The 18,638-nt window shown below is 67.7% G+C and carries 15 protein-coding genes; 3 read left to right on the top strand and 12 right to left on the bottom strand.

Features of this window, described 5'->3' with window-relative positions:
* Positions 1–5: 5 nt before the first annotated feature.
* The 3 genes from QN239_RS06750 to QN239_RS06740 are packed head-to-tail and all read right to left on the bottom strand — an operon-like array spanning position 6 to position 2,211.
* Complete coding sequence (locus tag QN239_RS06750) at positions 6–1,109, bottom strand: MBL fold metallo-hydrolase (protein ID WP_499008891.1); 1,104 nt, start codon at positions 1,107–1,109, stop codon at positions 6–8.
* 6 nt (positions 1,110–1,115) lie between these two features.
* A complete protein-coding gene (locus QN239_RS06745; RefSeq protein WP_090354685.1) occupies positions 1,116–1,850 on the bottom strand; it encodes an enoyl-CoA hydratase in 735 nt (244 codons plus the stop codon).
* 10 nt (positions 1,851–1,860) lie between these two features.
* On the bottom strand, positions 1,861–2,211 hold the full coding sequence (locus QN239_RS06740; protein ID WP_499008889.1) for a hypothetical protein: 351 nt from the start codon (positions 2,209–2,211) through the stop codon (positions 1,861–1,863).
* 128 nt (positions 2,212–2,339) lie between these two features.
* Here QN239_RS06740 and QN239_RS06735 point away from each other — a divergent pair, with 128 nt between their 5' ends.
* Positions 2,340–3,809, top strand: a complete 1,470-nt coding sequence (locus QN239_RS06735) for a carboxyl transferase domain-containing protein (protein WP_499008887.1) — start codon at positions 2,340–2,342, stop codon at positions 3,807–3,809.
* Here the strand turns inward: QN239_RS06735 and QN239_RS06730 are convergent.
* From QN239_RS06730 to QN239_RS06700, 7 genes are all read right to left on the bottom strand, one after another.
* On the bottom strand, positions 3,796–5,802 hold the full coding sequence (locus QN239_RS06730; protein WP_267292666.1) for a YhgE/Pip domain-containing protein: 2,007 nt from the start codon (positions 5,800–5,802) through the stop codon (positions 3,796–3,798). The genes QN239_RS06735 and QN239_RS06730 overlap by 14 nt on opposite strands.
* Before the next feature lie 2 nt (positions 5,803–5,804).
* Positions 5,805–6,419, bottom strand: coding sequence for an ATP-binding cassette domain-containing protein (locus tag QN239_RS06725; RefSeq protein WP_499016619.1), 615 nt, complete (start codon positions 6,417–6,419; stop codon positions 5,805–5,807).
* Between the two features lie 79 nt (positions 6,420–6,498).
* Positions 6,499–7,383: a rhomboid family intramembrane serine protease gene (locus QN239_RS06720; protein ID WP_499008885.1), complete on the bottom strand. Its 885-nt coding sequence runs from the start codon at positions 7,381–7,383 to the stop codon at positions 6,499–6,501.
* A 3-nt stretch (positions 7,384–7,386) separates the two neighbouring features.
* A complete protein-coding gene (locus QN239_RS06715) occupies positions 7,387–7,782 on the bottom strand; it encodes a hypothetical protein (RefSeq protein WP_499008883.1) in 396 nt (131 codons plus the stop codon).
* 3 nt (positions 7,783–7,785) lie between these two features.
* On the bottom strand, positions 7,786–9,714 hold the full coding sequence (locus tag QN239_RS06710) for a primary-amine oxidase (RefSeq protein WP_499008881.1): 1,929 nt from the start codon (positions 9,712–9,714) through the stop codon (positions 7,786–7,788).
* Entirely contained in the window at positions 9,711–11,168 is a 1,458-nt protein-coding gene (locus tag QN239_RS06705) for an APC family permease (protein WP_499008879.1), read from the bottom strand. The genes QN239_RS06710 and QN239_RS06705 overlap by 4 nt, the downstream gene beginning before the upstream one ends.
* A 109-nt stretch (positions 11,169–11,277) precedes the next feature.
* Positions 11,278–12,777, bottom strand: coding sequence for an aldehyde dehydrogenase family protein (locus QN239_RS06700; protein WP_499016615.1), 1,500 nt, complete (start codon positions 12,775–12,777; stop codon positions 11,278–11,280).
* Between the two features lie 240 nt (positions 12,778–13,017).
* On the opposite strand from QN239_RS06700, the gene QN239_RS06695 reads away from it, so the two are divergent.
* Both QN239_RS06695 and QN239_RS06690 read left to right on the top strand, forming a co-directional pair.
* Positions 13,018–14,460: an APC family permease gene (locus QN239_RS06695; protein ID WP_499008877.1), complete on the top strand. Its 1,443-nt coding sequence runs from the start codon at positions 13,018–13,020 to the stop codon at positions 14,458–14,460.
* A 32-nt stretch (positions 14,461–14,492) separates the two neighbouring features.
* A complete protein-coding gene (locus tag QN239_RS06690) occupies positions 14,493–15,245 on the top strand; it encodes an IclR family transcriptional regulator (protein ID WP_499016614.1) in 753 nt (250 codons plus the stop codon).
* 71 nt (positions 15,246–15,316) lie between these two features.
* Here the strand turns inward: QN239_RS06690 and QN239_RS06685 are convergent, their stop codons facing one another.
* Positions 15,317–16,951 (bottom strand): AMP-binding protein, encoded by a 1,635-nt coding sequence (locus QN239_RS06685; RefSeq protein WP_499008874.1) that lies wholly within the window; start codon positions 16,949–16,951, stop codon positions 15,317–15,319.
* Positions 16,951–18,636: an AMP-binding protein gene (locus QN239_RS06680; protein ID WP_499008872.1), complete on the bottom strand. Its 1,686-nt coding sequence runs from the start codon at positions 18,634–18,636 to the stop codon at positions 16,951–16,953. The genes QN239_RS06685 and QN239_RS06680 overlap by 1 nt, the downstream gene beginning before the upstream one ends.
* Positions 18,637–18,638: the final 2 nt, after the last annotated feature.

Below are 18,638 nucleotides of genomic sequence, written 5' to 3'. Positions count from 1 at the left end.
GCCGCTCAGAGCCGCCACCATGCGTCTATCGGCCGTGCCGTGGCTGCGCCGTCGACCCGCTGCCCGGGTTTGGGCGTCGCCACGGTCACCCCTTCCGCCGAGGCGGCGGTCAGCAGTCGCTCGACGGGTTCGGACCACGGGTGCGGCGCCAGCCGGAAGGTGGCCCAGTGGATCGGTACCAGCAGACCGGCGTCGGTGACATCGCGGTGGGCCCGGACGGCGTCCTCGGGGTTCATATGGATGTCGGGCCAGCCCGGGTGGTAGGCGCCGATCGGCATCAAGGTCAGGTCGAACGGGCCGTACTCGGACCCGATCCGGCCGAAGCCGTTGGTGTACCCGGTGTCGCCGCCGAAGAACGCGCGGTGCCGGGGACCGATCACCGTCCACGACGACCACAGGGTGGTGTTCCGGGTGAGGAACCGGCCGGAGAAGTGCCGCGCCGGTGTGCACACCAGCCTGAGGTCGCCCAGTGTGGCGCTCTCGTCCCAGTCGAGCTCGACGATCCGGTCCGGCGGGACACCCCAGATACGCAGGTGGGACCCGATGCCCAGCGGAACGTAGAACTTGGCCCGCTGTGACCTGGCCAGCCCTTTGATGGTGTCGATATCGAGGTGGTCGTAGTGGTCGTGGCTGATGATCACCGCGTCGATCGCGGGCAACGCGTCGAGTTCGACCGGCACGGGATGCAGCCGCTGGGGCCCCACGGCACGCGACGGGGAGCAGCGCTCACTCCACACCGGATCGGCCAGCACGCGATAGCCGTCGACCTCGATGACCGCCGACGAGTGGCCGAACCAGGTGACCGCCAGGTCGGCGGCCGGGGCGGTCGCCGTCGGGCGTACCAGCGGAATCTCACCACCCGGCCGCTGCTGGTCGCCGGTGAACAACTCGCGGATCAGCGACCACTGCTGCTGCCTGGTCAGCTGCACCTCGGAGGCGGGCTCGCGGTTGACGAACACCCCGTCGCGGTAGTTCTGGGAGGCCTTCGCCGCGGCGCCGATATCGGCGGCGCCCAGCGACTGGGGGGCGCCGCGCAGGGCACGCAACGCCCAGCCGCCGGCCACCAGTGCTGCGGTGCCACCGACCACTCGGGCCGCTTCCGCGATCATCGCTGCTCAGGCCCCCGTGAAGTTCGGCGGCCGCTTCTCGATGCGCGCCACCTGCGCCTCGATGACATCCGGGCTGGCCCACGCCTTGTTGAACATCCGGGTGTGGTCGCCGCGGACGGTGTCATAGGCACCGTCGTCGTTGAGCACCCGCTTGGAATGCGCGACCGACAGGGGCGCGTAACCGGCGATCTCGGCGGCCCAGGTCTGTGCGTCGGCCAGCGTGCCGGTGCGGTTGACCATCCCGGTCAGCAGCGCGGTGTCCAGGTCGAGGCGTTCGGCGGCGATCAGCATGCCCCGGGCGCGGCCATGGCCGACCAGCGACGTCAGCCGGCGGATGCTCCAGTTATCCAGGGCCAAACCGTATTTGGCGATGGGGAACTGGAAGTAGGTGCTGGGGGCGGCCACCCGCAGATCGCAGATCATCGCCAAGATGACACCGGCGCCGATCGCCGGGCCGTTGAGTGCGGCGATGATCGGCACCGGGCTGGCGTCGATCGCCAGGTTCAGGGCCAACGCCTTGTCCGGGAGTTCCTTGGCCACGCCCTCGGCGTCGGACAGGTCGGCACCGGCGCTGAACACCGTGCCCTGGCCCGTCAGCACGATGGCCCGCACGTCAGATCCCGACGCCTTCTCGATCTCTTCACGCAATCCATCGACAAGTGCGCCGTTGAGCGCATTGCGCCGCTCGGCCCGCTGCATTTCCAGAGTCAGGACATTCCCGTCCCGGGTCACTCCAATCATGCTCGCCAGCCTATAGAGGTTCCTCGGGCGCGCACCGTCCGGCGTAGCTGCGGTGCAGTTGCTGCCGGGATACTCCCAGCCGCCTGCCGATCTCTCCCCAGGACATCCCTGCCTGTCGGGCCTTGAATACGGTGGCGTCGTAGTCGGCGAGGATTCGCTCCCTCTCGTCGCGCACCATCGCGAGCTTTCGCGCGATGGTCCCGCTGCAGAACTCCTGGAAGACGGGGTCGTGATCGAGCAGCGGGGGTCCTTGGCCGGCCCGTTCGAGGGCTTCCAACGCCTGCCGAGCCGTGTCGGTCAGGGTCGGATCGTCGCGCCAGTCGGCGTGGTCGTCCTCATCGTCGCCCCACTCGTCGTCCATGGCTTGAGGGTGCCGGCGCACACCGACAACATCGCCGTTCTCAGGTGGTTCTCTTCTGAACTGTGTCAACAATCGCTGACACAGTTGGGAAGAGAACCACTTGAGAGCCCGTCGCATAACCTCATCCCGTGAGCCGGACCCCAGCCCTCGCCGTCCGAGATGCCGTCCTCGACCCGGGATCGTTCCTCAGCTGGGACAGTCCGCCGGTGCAGGTGCCCACCTCGGAGGCTTACCGCAGAGAACTCGACGCGGCGCAAGCCAAGTCCGGGCTGGACGAGTCGGTGATCACCGGCGAGGGCACCGTGTTCGGCCGCCGGGTGGCCGTGCTGGCCTGCGAGTTCGACTTTCTGGCCGGATCCATCGGGGTGGCCGCTGCGGAACGCATCACCGAAGCGATCCAGCGCGCCACCGCCGAACGGCTGCCGTTGCTGGCCTCCCCCAGCTCGGGGGGCACCCGGATGCAGGAGGGCACGGTCGCCTTCCTGCAGATGGTGAAGATCGCCGCCGCAGTCGAACTGCACAAACGGGCGCATCTGCCCTACATCGTCTATCTGCGGCACCCCACCACCGGCGGCGTCTTCGCGTCGTGGGGCTCACTCGGGCATGTCACGGCCGCCGAACCGGGCGCGCTGATCGGTTTCCTCGGCCCCCGGGTCTACGAACACCTCTACGGCGAGCAGTTCCCGGAAGGCGTCCAGACCGCGGAGAACCTGTTCCGGCACGGCGTCATCGACGGCGTGGTCCCGGTCGAGGCGCTGCGGTCCGTCCTGGACCGCACGCTGGCGGTGCTGGTCGACCCGCCCGGGACCCCACCACCGGCGCCACCGGCCCAGCCGATCCCCGACATCCCCGCCTGGGATTCGGTGACGGCGTCCCGTCGCGCCGAACGCCCGGGTGCGGAGTACGTGCTGGCGCACGGGACCACGAAACCGGTGCCGCTGTCGGGAACCGGTGGGGACACCAGCCAGATGCTGCTGGCGCTGGCCCGCTTCGGCGACCAGCCGGCCGTCGTCCTGGGGCAGCAGCGCATCGGCACGCTGGGCCCGGCCGCGCTGCGTGAAGCCCGCCGCGGCATGGCGCTGGCGGTGAGCCTGCGGCTACCGCTCGTCTCCATCATCGACACCCGCGGCCCGGCACTCTCGGTGGAGGCCGAACAGGGTGGGCTGGCCGGCGAGATCGCCCGCTGCCTGGCCGAATTGGTGACCCTGGACACCCCGACGGTGTCGGTGCTGCTAGGTCAGGGCAGTGGCGGCCCGGCGTTGGCGATGGTGCCCGCCGACCGCGTACTGGCCGCCCAGCACGGCTGGCTGGCCCCGCTCCCCCCGGAGGGTGCCAGCGCCATCGTCTTCCGCGACACCGATCACGCGCCGGAACTATCTGCCGCCCAAGGCATCCGGTCGGCCGACCTGCTGCGCAACGGGATCGTGGACACCATCGTCGACGAGCGTCCCGACGCCGCCGACGAGCCGCTGGAGTTCACCACGCGACTGTCGATGACCATTGCCGCCGCGCTATACGAGCTACGCACCATGCCCGACACCGAACGACTCGGCCTGCGGCTGCACCGCTATCGCCGGATCGGGCTCACACCTCGATAGGCGGTTTGAGCCGTTCCATCGTGTACTGCCTGTCCCGCCGGGCCGCGAACGAACTGGCGGCCAATGACACCAGCAGCACCCCCGTCAGGACGGCGATCGCGATCCACAACCGCGAATCGATTCCGCCGGCGATCAACTGACGCAAGCCGTTGACCGCATAAGTCATCGGGTCCACCGGGTGCAGGATCTGGAACGGTTTGGCCGTGGTCTCCACCGGATAGATACCGCCGGCCGAAACCAATTGCAGCATCAGGAAAGCCAGCGTCACTACCCGCCCGACCGACACCCCGAACAGGGCGTTGAACGCCTGGATCAGGGCCAGGAAGGTCGCCACGATCAGCAGCAGGAAACCTACCGTCGCGATCGGATGACGGGCCTGCAACCCGACGCCGAAGTGCACCACCAGATACATCACCCCGACCTGGCAGACCGTGATGAGCAGCGCGGGCCAGTACGACGCCAGCACCACCCGCAGCGCGCCGAGCCCGTTGATGATCGGCCGGGACTGCACCGGTTTGAGCAGCATCCAGATGATCAGCGCACCGATGAAGAGCGCCAGCGGCAGGAAGAACGGTGCGAACCCCGTGCCGAAGGTGGCGGCGGCGTTGTCGGTCTGGATGTCCAGGGTCACCGGCGCGGCCAGGGTCTTGGCGACCGCAGTGCGCTGCTCCGGTGTCCAGGACGGGACTCGGGTGGAACCTTCCTTGAGCTTGGCGGCCAGCTCCTGGCTACCCGCGCGCAGCTTGCTGGTGCCGGCCGCGAGTTGTGTTGCTCCCGAGGAGAGTTGGCCTCCCCCGGCGGCCAGCTGCATCAGTCCGCTGTTGAGCTTGCGCGCACCGCTGTCGAGTTGGTGCACACCATCGCGCAGCTTCACCACATCGGCGCGCAGCCCGCCGTTGAGTGCGCGGGTGAGAAACACCCGCAGCTTGCTGTTGGGGTCGCCGAGTTCGTTCTCCAGCTGTGTTGCGCTGTCGCGCAATCTGTTCAGTCCGTCGTCGGTGGTGGGATCGATTCCCTTGGCTCGCAGCAGTCGCTGCGCGCCGGACAGCACGTCACCGGCATCGCGGACTGCCGGATCGGGGTTGGCCTGCAACATGCCCACGGCCTGATCCACCAGCGTCGCCGCCTGGGCCTGGTCGATGTTGAGCGCGGCGATCCGATCGGTGGTCGAGCGCACCGCCCCGGACAACCGGGATGCGACGAATCCGACCTCGTCGGGATCCAGCCCCAGATCACCGACTCGGTCCAGCATGGTAACCAACGGACCCGTCGCGGTGTCCACGGACGCGGACAGCTGACGTGTCCCAGCGGCCAGCTGCGCCGAGCCGTCGCGTGCGGTCACCAATCCGGCCGTCAAGGCACCGGCACCGTCGGCGAGTTTGTGCGCGCCGTCGTCGGCGGCCGCGGTGCCCGTGGCCAACTGGCCCGCCCCGTCGGCGGCCTGGACCAATCCGGCACCGGCGTCGGTCAATCCGGTCAGCACGGTGCCCAAGGTGCGCTGCCCGATGCTCGCGTTGACCTGGTTGATGACTTCCCGGGCGGCGTTCTGCCCGATGATCGAACCCAGATAGTTGTTGGCGTCGTTGAATTTGAACTGGATCTGCGCTTGCTCGGGCGAGCCGCCCGACGGGGAGGCGACGTCGGCACTGAAGTTTTCGGGCAGCGTCACCGAGAAGTAGTACTTGCCGCTGGACACCCCCGCCGCGGCCTCGGTCGACGACACCCGGTGCAATTGCAGCTGGCCCGAATCGACCAGTGCGTCAGCCACTTCCGCCCCGGCGCGGACCTGCTGACCGTCCACGACGGTGCCGGTGTCCTCGTTGACCAGTGCCACCGGGATCTTGTTCACCTCGGCGAACGGATTCCAGAACGCCCACAGATACATGGCGCCGTACAGCAGCGGCATCAGGATGACGGTCACCAGCGCAATGCGGGGGAGCGCGCCCCGGGAGAAGCGCTTCAGATCGGTACCCAGAGACATTCCGGCAAGCATGGCTACTCACTCCCCACGTTCAGCTGGGCGCGCACACCCGGGTCGGTGACACCGTTCACGGTCGCGGTGATGACGGTCTGCTGCTCGCCGAGCGCGATGAGCCGCTTCAGCACGATGTCGCGGTTACGGTCGTCGGTGAGGTGATCGAGGTTCGCGACCACCAGCAGGGGTGGCGTCGCGGTATTGGCCAGCGCGATACGCAACAGCGTCTGCTCGAGTTCGGACAGTTCGTCGAAGTACGCGGTGAGCGACGGCAGCGCCACCTCACCGAACACGGGTGCACACACCTTGGTCAGGTCGTCCTGGTCGGCCGCGCCGATGAAGCGGTACCAGGCTGCATCCCAGCGCTTCTGCTCGGTGATCAGATCGCGGACCGTCACCGATTCGGCGATCCTGTCCAGTTCGTCGATGCAGGCCAGCGCGGAGTGGGCGAAGATATCGCGGGCCCGGCTGTGACCGAACACCGTGATCTGTCCTTCGACGGGTTTCATCCGGCCAGCCAGTGTCATCAGCAGGGCGGTGCGGCCGGTACCGGTCGGATAGACCAGCACGCTGACCCCGCCGGCCTCCACGTCCAGATCGATGGGGCCGTACACCGGGCCCCAGGGCCCGGTCATTCTGATGCCGCGGGCCGTGATTGCCGGTTCTGGTTCTGCCACTGAGTCATCTCAACACATCGGGCTGCCCCGGCGAGCGCTAGTCGAGGTGCAGATAACCACCGAACATGCTGAGCAGCTGCACACTGCGCCACCAGATCAACGCCAGGAACAACACCAGCAGCCCCACCACCAACGAGGCCTGGATCAGGTTACGTTGCGCGCGTGGCGGATACACCAGGCCGGCGGCCACCACGCATCCGGTCACCAGCCCGCCCACATGGCCCTGCCAGCTGATGGCGCCCGACCCGAACAACGGGCCGATGAAGGTGAACGCGAGGTTCAGCACGATGAGCCCGACGACCCATTTGACATCGAGGCGCAGCTTCCGCGCCACCACGAACGTGGCGCCGAACAACCCGAACACTGCGCCGGAGGCACCGGCGGTCGCGGTGTTCAGCGGGGCGACCAGGAACACCAGCACCGACCCACCGAGCGCGGACAACCCGTAGAGCGCCCCGAACCGGACTCGGCCCAGCAGCCGCTCCAGCGGTGGGCCGATGACGTACAGCGCCCACATGTTGAACAGGATGTGCGCGATGCCGTAGTGCAGGAACGCCGAGGTGACCAGGCGGTAGTACTGGCCGTCGGCGACGGCGGGCGGCCACAGAGTCAGGTGGCTCTCCAGTTCGCGCGAGGTCATCTGCAGCACGAACATCAGGACGTTGATCGCGATCAGCGTGTAGGTGACATACGGGGTCTCGCCCGCGGGCGCGCCCCCGAAGTGGCCTTCGACCCGGCGCACGGTGGCCGCGCCCGCCGTCACGCAATCCGGGCATTGGTGCCCCACGGCGGCGTCGCGCATGCAGTCGCCGCAGATGAAGCGCTGGCAGCGGGTGCACTGTACGAACGCCGGCCGGCCGGGATGCCGGTAGCAGGTGGTGGCCTGCGGTGGCGGTGGCATCTGCGACGGTGGGTAGGTCATGCCCTACATGATGGCCGATGGCGCGCGCCGCCTCGTCAGGACATAGAGCACCGCGGTGGCGACACCGGCCTCGATCAGCGACACCGTGGTCGCGACCGTCATCAGTCCATTCACCTGCTCGGGCGCCACGGCACCGTGGTGATGGGTGGGCATCGACCAGTGCACGGCGATCATCGCGAGGTTCATCACCGCGACCACACACCAGGTCCGCACGCCGCAGCCACGCCACAGTTCGTAGGCGCACATCAGGCAGGCTGCGGCCATGGCCACGATGAGCACCGCGACCACCGGGGTGCGGGCATGGCCGATCATCGTGGCGTGCAGCGCGGCCGACCCGGCCGCCACCACAGCACACGTCCGCCGTCCGAGAACGGCGGACGTGCTGCTGACGGTGGACATGTACTAACTCTCGCAGCAGTGCGACTTCGGCGCAGCGGGAACGTTCAACGCGGGGTTGCGGTCGAAGAACGACACCGGCTTGAGTTTGAAACCCGCGTAGTCCACCGGCATGACCGGCCAATCCTCCGGGCGCGGGAAGTGCGTCAGCCCGAAGGTGTGCCACACCACGATGTCCTGGCCGTCGATGTCGCGGTCCTGGGCCACGTAGGCCGGCAGCCCGGCATTGCCCGGGTTCTGGTTGACGAACCGGCCGGCCGGATACCGTTCGGCGGGGTCGTATTTCGTCACCCACAGGTGCTTGGTGGCGAACGCCGCGCGCTGGGCGATCGAGCTGGCCGGGTGGGCCAGCAGCGCCGGCTGACCTTCGGGATGCAGCGCGTAGCCGACGTTCTGCCCCAGCCGGTTGGTCTTCTCCGGGTTGGTGATGTGCCATACCCGCGCCTTGAGGTTGTCGGCGGTGCGCATGGCCTCCGACTCCCGGGTCAGCCGGGTGCGTTGCGGCCGGAAGGCGTTACCCCACGGGTTCTCCGGGCCCATCGGGACGGCCACGGCGTCGACCTCTTCGACGACGTTCGACTGGCCGTCCACCTCCATGTCCAGCCGTGCCGAGAACAGGTGCTGGTGGAAGGGTGCGCCCAGCCCGGGCGCCATCTCGGTGGAGAACCCGTCGGGCCCGCGGTAGGCCGAGGCGAACACGATGCCGGTGGCCTTGGCCTCCAGCTGGATGGTGCCGTCCAGGTACAGGTACCAGTAGAACCCGTAGTCGTAGTTGCCGATGGTCAGGAAGAACGAGATGACGAGTCGCCGCGACCGCCGCACCTCGGCCATCCCGTTGAACATGTCGGTGTGCTTCCACAGCACGCCGTAGTCCTCCTCGTGCAGGCAGATCGCGTTCTTCATCACCTTCGGGTTACCGTCCTCGTCGGCGATGGTGACGTCGAAGTACTTGATCTCACCCAGGCAATCGCAGCCCAGCTCAAGGGAATTCGTGTATCGGCCGAACAGGTACTCACCCTGGTCGAAGTAGTTCTGCCAGTACCGTACCGGCGACGGGTCGGCGTAGGGCACCACCATCTCGGCGATCGACGCGCGATACACCACAGGCCGGCCCGCGATGGACAGCTGGTGCAGGGTCAGGCCCTCGCGGACGTCGAACCCGAACCGGAACTTCCAGTCCGCCCAGCTGATCTGGTTGCCGTCGACGGTGAAGCTGGCCCCCTCGGGCTGGGTGATCTCGATGGGTTTGAGGTCGGTGCGCGGCGGCGCCGCGTGCGGTTCGGCGTCCCACTGGCCACGCTCGGCGGGTAGCGGCAGTTCGATCTCGTCGATCACCTTGGTGACCCGGCGCTCGGTAAGGTCCACATAGGCCACCACCCCGTCGATGGGATGGGCCCACGGAAGGTCGGCGGCGTCGTACTGATAGAAGGCCAGCACCCGGACGATGCGCTTGCCCACCTCGTCCTCGTGTCCGAAGACGCCCGCCGACAACGGCACCGCGCGCACATCGGCGTGGGTGAGCCCGCGCTTGTCCATCGCGGCCAGCCATTCCGGGCAGTCCAGCAGGAAGGCCTCGATGTCCTCGAATTCCTGGTCCAGGATCGGCACGTGGCCGTCGACGCCGGCGTCGACGTGCTCCAGCGACACCACCTTCTGCTGGGTCACGGAGACGACGAGGTCACTACCCTGGCCGGTGGCGCGGTCGAGCAACAGCACCCGGGCCTGCCGGTCGATCGGGTCACCGGGAGCGTAGGCCTGCACGACCGACTTGTGCGGCTCCTCCAGCGCGACGAAGACGAAGCGCACGGAGGCCGACAGCAGGCCGTTCTCGTCGACGATGCGCCGGGCCGCACGGATCTCCTCCGCGCTCAGCGGGTTCAGCGGGTGCTCGGAACTGTCGGTGGTGGTGGGGGTTTCGAGGAACGCGGTGCTCATCGTGCAATCTCCTTAACGGTTTCGATCTCTTGGTGGCCGGCGTGCGGCCGCAGCACTGCGACCGCGGCGCCGCCGAGGAAGGCTCCGGCGAGCAGCACCCCGATGACGCCGGCCAGGGTGGCGGACCCACCGACGAGCAACGGCAGGTTGACGGCGGTCATCACCGAGAGCACGGCCAGGCCGATGAAGCCCAGCCCGGGCGCGATCACGGTGTGCCACAACCGGGTGTCGAATCGGGTGCGGCGGAAGTAGACGACGACCGCCGCCGAGGTGAGGGTCATCAACACGGCGATACCGACCGAGGCGGCGCCGACGAACCAGGTGAACACCTGGGTGACCGGGTCGAGGTTGGCCAACACCGCCACCACGATCAACACCAGCGCCGAGACGGTCTGGACCACCGAGGCGATATGTGGGGAATCGTGGCGGAGGTGTGAGCGGCCGCAGCGTTCTGGCAGTGCGCGGGTGTTGCCGAGCGAGAAGATGTAGCGGGCCAGCACGTTGTGGAAGGACAGCAGTGCCGCGAAAAGGCTTGTGATGAGGAAGATCTGGACCAGGTCACCGGCCACCGAACCGAGGTAGCGGTTGGCGGTGTCGGTGAGCATGGTGGCCGGTGCGTCGGTGGCCGCGGCCAACGCGCCGGAGTCGCCCCAGGCGCTGACCATGACCCAGCTCGACAGCGCGTAGAAGCCGCCGATGAGCAGCAACGCCACGTAGGTGGCCCGCGGGATGGTGCGGGCCGGGTCGCGGGCTTCGTCGCGGAAGACGGCGGTCGCCTCGAAGCCGATGTAACCGGCCAGGGCGAAGATCAGCGCGATACCCGGTGCGCCGCTGAAAAAATTGCCCGGATGCAGGACGGCGGTCGACAGGCCTTCGGCGCCGCCCTTGGTGATCACCGCGGCGTTGATGACCAGGACGATCCCGACTTCGCAGATCAACAGGACCCCAAGTACCTTGCCGGACAGTTCGATGTGCCGATACCCGAGGGTGCCGACGACGGCGAGCATCGCCAGCGCGTACAGGTACCACGGCACCGCCGGGCCGCCGTGGCTGGTGACCAGTTCGTTCAGCGCCGCCCCGACGTAGCCGTACACGCCGCCCTGCACCGCCGTGTAGGACAGCAGCGCCAGGAACGCCGCACCCAATCCGATGTGACGCCCGAAGCCGTGGGCGATGTAGGTGTAGAAAGCCCCGGCGCCGCGGATGTGGCGGGTCATCGCGGTGAAGCCGACGGCGAACAACAGCAGCACCGCGGTGCAGACACCGTAGGAGGCCGGGAAGGCCGCGCCGTTGCCCGCGGCGATGCCGATCGGGAAGGTGCCCGCCACGACGGTCAGGGGTGCGGCCGCGGCGACGACCATGAAGACGATGGCGGTGGGGCCGAGTTTGCCGGCCAATCGGTGAGCCTGGCCACCGGCCGCGCGGCCGGCATCCAGGACTGCGTCAGTTGTCATGGGTCTACCTTCGATGGAATTGAATGTGAATTGGTTGCCGTGCGGTAAGGCTTCGGTGAGTTCAAATGAGAATGGCCATATGTGGCAATTCCCATTTGACGGATGAAATTCAGAGAGCGATATTGACGGCCTTCGTCTGGGTGTATTCGGCGAGGGCGCCCTCGCCCAGTTCGCGGCCCCAGCCGGATTGTTTGTAGCCACCGAACGGCAGCGCGCTGTCGAACGCGTTATGGCAGTTGACCCAGACCGTGCCGGCCTTGATCTGGGCGGCCACCTCGTGAGCGGTGGACACATCGCGGGTCCACACACTGGCCGCCAGCCCGTACGGGGTGTCATTCGCTGCGGCTCGCACCCCACGTTCCCGGTTGAACGGCACCGCGACCGCCACCGGCCCGAAGATCTCCTCGCGGTAGACGCTGAAGTCGTCGCGCACGTCGACCAGCAGCGTCGGCTGCACGTAGAAACCGGTGTCGCCGTGCCGGCCGCCGCCGGCCAGCGCGCGGGCGCCCTGCTCGATGCCGGCGTCGAGGTATCCGGTCACCTTGGTGAGCTGTTCCCGAGACACCAGCGGGCCGATGTCATTGGTGGGATCCAGACCGGGGCCGATGCGCAGGCCCGCCGCATGCTCGGCGACACCGGCGGTGAACTCGTCGAAGATGGTGTCCTCGACCAGCAGGCGGGTGCCCGCGGTGCAGGTCTGGCCGTGGTTGAACAGGAATCCGCCGGCCACGCCCGGGATGGCGGCGGCCAGGTCGGCGTCGGCGAACACCACCTGCGGGCTCTTGCCCCCGAGCTCCAGGGAGACCTTCTTGAGGTTGCCCGAGGCGGCGTTGACGATCTTCTTCCCGACCTCGGTGGAGCCGGTGAAGGCGACCTTGTCGACGTCGGGATGCGCGGACAGCGCGGCGCCGATATCGCCGAAGCCGGTGAGCAGGTTGAACACGCCGTCGGGCACGCCGGCCTCGGCGATCACCTCGGCCAGCAGCACCGCGGTCAGCGGGGTCTGCTCGGCCGGCTTGAGGATGACGGTGTTACCACAGGCCAGCGCGGGCGCGACCTTGAACGCCGCCATCACCAGCGGGAAGTTCCAGGGGATGATCTGGGCGCAGACCCCGATCGGTTCGCGCAGCGTGAAGGCGTGGAAGCGGCTGCCGGGCGCCCACGGCACCGACACCGGGACGGTGCGGCCCTCGATCTTGGTGGCCCAGCCGGCGTAGTAGTAGAAGATCTCCGCGGCCCAGGTGACGTCGACGGCCTTGGCGACGGCCACCGACTTGCCGTTGTCGATGCTCTCCAGCTCGGCGAACTGGTCGGCGCGGGCGGTGATGCCCTCGGCGATCCGCCAGATCATCCGCTGTCGCTGCGCCGGGGTCATCGCCGGCCATGGGCCGTCCTCGAAGGCGCGCCGGGCGGCGGCGACCGCGCGTTCGACGTCCTCGACGCCGCTGTGCGGGACGGTGGTGATCACCTGCTCGGTGGCCGGGTCGACGGTGTCGAACCGCCGCCCCGAGAGCGCGTCGGCCCATTGGCCGTCGATGTACATCTGCCGGGGCGCCGACACGAAGGCGGCGGTCCGCGGGTCCAGATCCGGGCTGAGCATGGTTGTCATGTAGGTCATGATTACGCCCCGATGTGGTCTGCGTCACCACTAATTCCTAATGGGTTTTTCGCACTTTTGCATTCTCATTTGGAACGTCGTTGCCATTCTCATTCGGACGGCGGGAATTCGCAGCTTACGGATGCAGCGGTGGACAAGTGACGCACGGGGCCGGTTCGATTCTCATTTGAAGTTTTCGAAGATTTACCTGACAACGCTGTGCCGGGGTGGGTGATCGGCTACGTTGCCGAAGTGAGTGGCAGACGGGCGATGCGGAGCAGCTCACCGGTGTCCGGGTTGCGACGGGCACAGCTGTCGTTCGCCCAGGTGCTGGGGCAGTCTGTGTCGGCGGTGGCGCCCTCGGCGGTGATGGTGACCTTGCCCGCCCTGGTCATTCCCGCGGCCGGGCGCGCGACGCTGCCGGTGTTCGTGGCCACCGCGCTCTTGATGGCCGCCGTGGGTTACTGCGTCGCCCAGTTCTCCACCCGGATGGTCGCGGTCAGCGGGCTGTACAGCTACACGGTCAAAGGACTGGGGCCGGTGCCCGGTATCGCGGCCGGCTGGTCGGTGGTCGTCGGTTACGCGGCGGCAGCGATGGCCAGCACCCTGGGCGCGGCAAGCTATCTCACCGCACTATTGGGCCGCCTGGGGGTGCCCGACGGTCGGCCGGTGATCGCGGTGCTGGCGGTGCTCGTCGGCGTCGTCGCGTGGGCGTTGATGGTCCGCGGTATCCGGTTGTCGGCCCGCATCTCCCTGACGGTGGAGGTGTTCGCCATCGCGGTGGCCGCCGCGGTGTTGGTGATCGCCTTCACCCGATCGGTCTCCGGCGGCCACGACCCACCCAAAGTGGATGTTCCCGACAGTCATTCGGCGTTGGGTTTTGCTGTGCTGCTGGCCATCACGTCGTACGTGGGATTCGAGAGCGCGGGCACCGTGGCCCGTGAGGCGCAGCGTCCGTTCGTCACGGTGACCCGGGCGATCCGGTGGTCACCGCTGGCGCTCGGCGTGTTGTACACCTTCGCCGCGGCAATGCAAACCACCGGAACCATCAGGGCCGGAATCGGTTCCGTGCCCATCGTGCTCTCGTTGCCCGACAACGCGGCGCTGTCGGTCGTGATGGAACTGGGTATCACCGCGTCGTGGTTCGCCTGTGTCATCGGATCCACCACCGCGCTGTCCCGCACGCTGTTCGCGATGGGCCGCGAGGGCGTGCTCCCGGCACGGGTCGGCCGGGCACATCCGGTGTACCGCACCCCGCATGTGGCGCTGAGCGCGGTGATGCCGGTCATCGTGGCCGTTCCGGTCGGCTATCTGTTCCTCGCCGGATCCAGTCGCGAGGTGCTGGTCGGACTGCTCGCAGTGTCCGCGCACGGCTATATCGGGGCGTATCTGCTGGTGTGCCTGGCCGCCCCGGCGTTCCTGCGTCGGATCGGCGAACTGACCCGCGGCCCGTTGGTGATCGGGATCGCCGCGGCCGCGGCGATGATCGCCATCATCTGTTGGGCCGCGCTGACGGTCGCCTCCCCGGTCTGGATCGCCACCGCGGTCTACGCCACCCTGCTGGCCGCGGGTTTCGCCGCGTTCGGGTTGCGCCGCCGCAGTATGCCCGACCTGGCCGACCGGGTCGGGGTGTTCGACGAGACGGTGGCCGGTGACGTGTTCGCCGACTACAACCCATGGGAGGTGCGCCGGTGAGCCCCGGCGGGCTGGAGCGAAGCGACCGGGGAATCGGGCGCGGTGACGGCGCCCTGTCGGGTCGCCAACCCAAGGCGGTACAGAGTGCGTTGCAGGTGCTCGAAGCGGTTGCGCTGGCGGGTGCGGGAGTCACCGCCAAAGAGATCGCGGATCGTCTCGGCATGCCGTCGGCCACCACCTATCGGCTGTTGAATCTGCTTGTCGCCGACGCCTATATCGTGCGACTGCCGGATCTGTCCGGATTCTCGCTGGGTCCGCGGATGGGCGTGCTGATCGACGCGGCGGTGTCACCGACGGTGTGCACCGCGGCCCGGGAGGTGTTGGCCGAACTGCGGCTGTCGGTGCGTTTCGGCGTGCATCTGTTCTATTTCACCAATACCTCGGTGCGGTTGGCCGACTCCGATGACGAATACCCGCCACCGGCCGACGAATCGGTGCTCAATCACCACCTGCACGCCTGCGCCGTCGGCAAGCTGCTGCTGGCCGAGAAGCGCGATATCGACACCCTGCTCACGTTCCCGCTGCACAGCCTGACCGGCCGCACCATCACCTCCAGATCGGTTCTGGTCCAACAGCTCCACGAGATCCGCGACCAGGAGATGGCCACCCAGGTGGGCGAAGTCACCGAGGACTCCGCCTGCGTCGCGGTGCCGGTGCGGTCGGCCACCGGGGCCTTGGTGGCCGCCGTGGCGATGTCGGCGCGCGCCGACCAGGAGCAGCTGTTGATCCGGCAGGTCCCCGTCTTGCGGGAGTGCGCGGCCCGGCTGAGCCCCCTCCTGGCCTGACTGGTTTCGCCCAGTTGATCAAACGGGCGCGAAAGTGCGAGTAGCCCGCGCCATTTCGTCGAACTCGGCGCTCACAGTCCGAGGATCTGCACGCTCTCCTCGCGCATCTGCACCTTGCGGATCTTCCCGGTGACGGTCATCGGGAACTCCTCGACCAGGTGCACGTAGCGCGGAATCTTGTAGTGCGCCAACCTGCCTTCGGCGAAGGCACGGATCGCCTGGGCGTCCAAGGGGTCCGCGCCCGGCTTCATCTTGATCCAGACGCAGATCTCCTCGCCGTACTTGGCGTCGGGGACGCCGATCACCTGGGCATCCTCGATGCCGGGGTGGGTGTAGAGGAATTCCTCGACCTCGCGCGGGTGCACGTTCTCCCCGCCGCGGATCACCATGTCCTTGATCCGGCCGACGACGGTGCAGTAGCCGTCCTCGCGCATGACCGCGAGGTCCCCGGTGTGCATCCAACCGTCCTCGTCGATCGCCTCGGTGTTGTATTTGCGACCTCCGGTCGCGGGCGGATTCCCCGAATCATCCCAGTACCCGAGCATCACCGAATAACCCCTGGTGCAGAACTCCCCGGGTTGCCCGCGCTCGACGATGTCCCCGGTCTCCGGGTCGACGATCTTGACTTCGACATGTGGATGCGCGCGGCCGATGGTCGCGGTACGGCGGTCGAGGTCGTCGTCGTGCAGCGTCTGACACGACACCGGGGAGGTTTCGGTCATGCCGTAGGCGATGGCCACCTCGGCCATGTTCATCTCGTTGATGCAGCGCTTCATCACCTCGATCGGGCAGACCGCGCCGGCCATGACGCCGGTCCGCAGGCTCGACAGATCGGCCTCCGGGAACGACGGATGGTTCTGCATGGCGATGAACATCGTCGGCACCCCGTACACCCCGGTGCAGCGTTCCTGCTCAATGACTTTCAAGGTCAGGCCAGGATCGAACCCGGGCGCCGGGATCACCATCGTCACGCCGTGGGTGGTACAGCCCAGGTTGCCCATCACCATGCCGAAGCAGTGATAGAACGGCACCGGGATGCACAGCCGGTCCCCCGGCCGCAGATTGATTCCCTCGGTGACGAAGAACCCGTTGTTCAGGATGTTGCGGTGCGACAGGGTCGCCCCTTTCGGGAAACCCGTGGTGCCCGAGGTGTACTGGATGTTGATCGGGTCGGTGTTGTCCAGCGTCTCCTGCCTCGCCGCCAGCTCCTCGGGCGCCACCGCACCGGCACGCAAGGCGTCCCAGTCAGCCGTGCCCAGGAAGATCACCTCGGTCAGCGTGGGCGCTTCCGGGCGCACGGCGTCGACCATCGCGACGTAGTCCGAGCTCTTGAACTCGGTGGCCGAGATGAGCATCCGCACACCCGACTGGTTGAGCACATACCCGAGTTCGTGGGTGCGGTAGGCCGGGTTGATGTTGACCAGGATCGCGCCGATCTTGGCGGTCGCGTACTGCACGATGGTCCACTCGGACCGATTCGGCGACCACATGCCCACCCGGTCGCCCTTGGCGATCCCGCGGCCCAGGAGTCCCCTTGCCACCAGATCGATTTCGTCGTTGAGTTCGCGGTAGGTCCACCGGGTTCCCTGCGCGGCGTCGACCAACGCCTCGATATCGGGATGGGCTGCCGCGGTGCGCTCGAAGTTCGCACCGATGGTCTCCTCGAGAATCGGGAGGGTGGTCGGCCCGGCGTCGTAACTCTGCATCATTGCACCAGATCTTCGTACCGATGTTCGGTCGGAATCGGCGACCCCGACTCGTGCGCTTCGTCTTCGCGCCGCCGCAGTTCGACGCGCCGGATCTTGCCGGAAATGGTCTTGGGCAGTTCGAAGAACTCGACCCGGCGCACCTTCAGATACGGCGCCAGATGGTCGCGGGCGTACTCCATGATGGCGCGTGCGGTGTCGGCATCAGCCGACCACCCTTCGGCCAGTGCCACATAGGCTTTCGGGATGGCCAGCCGGGTGTCATGCGGTTGCGGGACGACCGCGGCTTCCACGACGGCGGGGTGCTCGATGAGCACGCTCTCCAACTCGAACGGCGAGACCTTGTAATCGCTGGACTTGAACACGTCATCGGTACGCCCGATATAGGTGATGTATCCGTCCGTGTCGCGGGCCGCGACATCGCCGGTGTGGTAGTAGCCGCCGTGCATCACCGCCGCATTGCGTTGTGCATCATCGAGATAGCCCGTCATCAGGTTCAGCGGCGCCTTCGACAGGTCCAGGCAGATCTCGCCTTCGTCGGCCAACTCGCCGGTGAGTGGGTCGATGAGTACCACCGGCACACCGGGCATCGGCCTCCCCATCGAGCCGGCCTTGACCGGTTGCCCCGGGGTGTTGCCGACCTGCAGGGTGGTCTCGGTCTGCCCGAACCCGTCCCGGATGGTCAAACCCCACGCGCGCTGCACGGTTTCGATCACTTCGGGGTTCAGCGGCTCCCCCGCACCCAGGATCTCGCGCAGCCCTTCGGGTTTGGACCCGAGCTCGGCCTGGATCAGCATCCGCCACACCGTGGGCGGTGCGCAGAACGTGCTGACACCGGCCCGGTGGAGCTGCGCCAGGAGGTCGGCCGCGTCGAACCGGCTGTAGTTGTAGACGAAGATCGTCGCTTCGGCGATCCACGGCGCGAAGAAGCAGCTCCAGGCGTGCTTGGCCCAGCCCGGCGAGCTGATGGCCAGGTGCACATCCCCGGGGCGCACCCCGATCCAGGCCATCGTCGACATGTGCCCGACCGGGTAGGAGATCTGGGAGTGCTCGACGAGCTTCGGCTTGCTGGTGGTGCCGGAGGTGAAGTAGACGAGCAGCGGGTCCTCGACGGTCGTGACGGTCTCGTGCGCGTCGGGCGCGACGTCGTACGCGTCGGCGTAGCGGTGCCAACCCGCCACGTCGCCGACCGCGATCCGCACGTAGTCCCCCGGCACCTGCTCGAACTTGGGTGCGTCGACGGCGTTGGCGATGACGAACCGGGCGCCGCCACGGGTGATCCGGTCGGCCAGATCCTCCGGTCCGAGCGCACCGGTGGTCGGCATGATGACGGCTCCGAGCTTGGCGACGGCGAGCATCGCCTCCCACAGTTCGACTTGGTTGCCGAGCATCAAGATGACCCGGTCGCCCTTGCTCACCCCCAGCCCGCGCAGCCACGTCGCCACCCGGTCAGAGGCCTGCGCCATCTCGGCGAAGGTGACCTTGCGCTCGCTGCCGTCCTGCTCGACGATCCACAGAGCGGTGCGCTGGTTGTTGTGCGCGATGACGTCGAACCAGTCGGTCGCCCAGTTGAACGAACCGGTGATCTCCGGCCACCGGAACGTCTCGACGGCTTTCTCGTAGTCGCCGATTACGTCGACCAAATGGTCGCGGGCATCGCGGTAGAGGTCGGTGTTGGTCGCCATAC

The sequence above is a fragment of the Mycolicibacterium sp. Y3 genome, assembly GCF_051188035.1.
GTDB classification, from domain to species: domain Bacteria; phylum Actinomycetota; class Actinomycetes; order Mycobacteriales; family Mycobacteriaceae; genus Mycobacterium; species Mycobacterium fluoranthenivorans.
The sequence above is the reverse complement of the archived record's forward strand: the minus strand, read 5'-3'. Positions and strand labels throughout refer to the sequence as shown.

Excerpts from the sequence above, each read along its gene's own strand:
- QN239_RS06750 (WP_499008891.1), bottom strand. The coding sequence starts at position 1,109 with ATGATCGCGGAAGCGGCCCGAGTGGTCGGTGGCACCGCAGCACTGGTG.
- QN239_RS06745 (WP_090354685.1), bottom strand. The coding sequence starts at position 1,850 with ATGATTGGAGTGACCCGGGACGGGAATGTCCTGACTCTGGAAATGCAG.
- QN239_RS06740 (WP_499008889.1), bottom strand. The coding sequence starts at position 2,211 with ATGGACGACGAGTGGGGCGACGATGAGGACGACCACGCCGACTGGCGC.
- QN239_RS06730 (WP_267292666.1), bottom strand. The coding sequence starts at position 5,802 with ATGCTTGCCGGAATGTCTCTGGGTACCGATCTGAAGCGCTTCTCCCGG.
- QN239_RS06725 (WP_499016619.1), bottom strand. The coding sequence starts at position 6,419 with ATGACCGGGCCCTGGGGCCCGGTGTACGGCCCCATCGATCTGGACGTG.
- QN239_RS06720 (WP_499008885.1), bottom strand. The coding sequence starts at position 7,383 with ATGACCTACCCACCGTCGCAGATGCCACCGCCACCGCAGGCCACCACC.
- QN239_RS06715 (WP_499008883.1), bottom strand. The coding sequence starts at position 7,782 with ATGTCCACCGTCAGCAGCACGTCCGCCGTTCTCGGACGGCGGACGTGT.
- QN239_RS06710 (WP_499008881.1), bottom strand. The coding sequence starts at position 9,714 with ATGAGCACCGCGTTCCTCGAAACCCCCACCACCACCGACAGTTCCGAG.
- QN239_RS06705 (WP_499008879.1), bottom strand. The coding sequence starts at position 11,168 with ATGACAACTGACGCAGTCCTGGATGCCGGCCGCGCGGCCGGTGGCCAG.
- QN239_RS06700 (WP_499016615.1), bottom strand. The coding sequence starts at position 12,777 with ATGACAACCATGCTCAGCCCGGATCTGGACCCGCGGACCGCCGCCTTC.
- QN239_RS06685 (WP_499008874.1), bottom strand. The coding sequence starts at position 16,951 with ATGCAGAGTTACGACGCCGGGCCGACCACCCTCCCGATTCTCGAGGAG.
- QN239_RS06680 (WP_499008872.1), bottom strand. The coding sequence starts at position 18,636 with ATGGCGACCAACACCGACCTCTACCGCGATGCCCGCGACCATTTGGTC.